Here is a 1328-nt window from a genome sequence, read left to right on the forward strand (position 1 = left end):
GTGCATTACCTGTATGGGCAATGGACTGCTATGCTGAACATGAAGGGGGAAATACCGTAGTCATTGGTTACGTACCAAGAATTTCTATCCCCAGTAATGGTAAAAAAGGTGATAAGATCTGGCAAAGCAGTGAGTATTTTATGAATGTCTTCTGTAATAATGCATTACCTGCCCCATCACCTGGAGAAGAATACCCATCAGCCTGGACTAATATAATGATGTTTTTACCAGGCGGTCAGGACTTTTATAATCAGAACTCCTATATTTTTGGCGTAACATACAATGGAGTTGATTATGATTCGACTGCCCCTAATGCTATCGCAGCACCAGAATGCATTGATATAAAAGGAGCGGGTACCTTTAATAATCACTATAAAAACCCCGCTGTCTGTAGTGGAGGTCCTGAGCCTCAATTATCAGTAACCTTTCCAGCTCGCGTACAACTCTATATTAAATTAGCAAAAAATGCCAATAGAGTTAATAAAAACCTGGTGTTACCTGATGAATATATCGCTCTAGAGTTTAAAGGTATGAGTGGCGCAGGAGCTATAGAAGTAGACAAAAATTTGACCTTCAGGATTCGTGGATTAAATAATATTCATGTCCTTGACTGCTTTGTTAATGTCGCACTGGAACCAGCTGATGGCGTTGTTGACTTTGGTAAAATAAATTCCCGAACAATTAAAAATACCAGCGTTAGTGAGACGTTTAGTGTAGTCATGACAAAAGATCCTGGTGCGGCCTGTACTGAGCAATTCAATATTTTAGGGAGCTTTTTCACTACGGATATTTTGAGTGATTATAGCCATCTGGATATGGGTAATGGACTGCTATTGAAGATATTTCATAAAGATGGAACAGCAACGGAATTTAACCGCTTCTCACAATTTGCTTCTTTTTCATCGTCTAGTGCACCTTCGGTCACCGCACCATTCAGGGCAGAACTTAGTGCGAATCCGGCAGAGACTGTTGTTGAGGGACCGTTTAGTAAAGACGTCATCCTCAAAATCACCTATAACTAGCATCTAATACAAACACTAAAACGGGCCATCAGGCCCGTTATATCAGTGCTCTAACTCCAGCTCTCTTGCCTGCATCATCTGTTGACAATACCAGGCATAACGTGCGCAAAACCAGGTTCTATGTTCTTCATCCATGTTACCAGTAACGGCAAGAATATCGACCGGGCGACCTTCTGCGTGCATTCTGGCAAAACTACGCGCCAGGAAATCGAAATTATTTAAAGAATTAAGACTATGATCCATAAGCACATCCTCCGGTTATCGCATACCTTTTAAGGCCATATGCTTTTTCTGATTTCAGTATTC

At 41.0% G+C, this 1328-nt stretch carries 2 protein-coding genes; one reads left to right on the forward strand and one right to left on the reverse strand.

The window, feature by feature from the left end; genetic code table 11:
- The coding region (locus tag E0D98_RS24300) for a fimbrial protein (RefSeq protein WP_233395664.1) at positions 1–1022 on the forward strand (1022 nt) is incomplete at its 5' end.
- Between the two features lie 42 nt (positions 1023–1064).
- Here the strand turns inward: E0D98_RS24300 and glgS are convergent.
- Positions 1065–1265 (reverse strand): cell surface composition regulator GlgS, encoded by a 201-nt coding sequence (gene glgS, locus E0D98_RS24305; RefSeq protein ID WP_000350095.1) that lies wholly within the window; start codon positions 1263–1265, stop codon positions 1065–1067.
- Positions 1266–1328: the final 63 nt, after the last annotated feature.

Origin of the sequence: Escherichia sp. KCJ4928, from assembly GCF_004352695.1 — a bacterium.
Taxonomy (GTDB): Bacteria; Pseudomonadota; Gammaproteobacteria; order Enterobacterales; family Enterobacteriaceae; genus ECMA0423.

Coding starts and splice junctions, on each gene's coding strand:
- glgS (WP_000350095.1), bottom strand. CDS start 1,265: ATGGATCATAGTCTTAATTCTTTAAATAATTTCGATTTCCTGGCGCGT.